This is a genomic window from Bradyrhizobium sp. Kon56, assembly GCF_055807635.1.
Genome location: NZ_JBVVOU010000252.1, coordinates 1 through 333, shown reverse-complemented (window position 1 = coordinate 333; position 333 = coordinate 1). Strand labels below are relative to the sequence as shown.

General features: G+C 61.6%; 1 protein-coding gene. It reads right to left on the bottom strand.

Annotated features, from left to right (window positions below):
• Positions 1–333, bottom strand: a 333-nt coding sequence (locus AC0L3B_RS38850; RefSeq protein ID WP_473382994.1) for an MBL fold metallo-hydrolase, incomplete at both ends; no start/stop codon positions are given.

Genomic DNA, 333 nt, shown 5'->3' with positions numbered 1-333 from the left:
GCGAAACTCCGGCTCCAGGTTGAACAGGTGCTTGAAGACGTGCTGCACCTTGCTGATGGACTCGCCAATCGCAATCTTGCCGCCCAGCGTGCGTCGCAGGTAAGGCGCGGCAGACAGGTGGTCGGCGTGGGCATGGGTTTCCAACAGCCACTGCACCTCAAGGCCATGCTCGCGAACGAAGGCAATCACCTTGTCGGCCTGGGCGGTGCCGGTGCGCCCGGAAGCCGGGTCGTAGTTGAGCACCGAGTCGACGATGGCACAGGGACCGCCATCCGCTTCATAGACGACGTAGGTATAGGTCGACGATGCCTCGTCCAGAAAGGCTTGAATCAA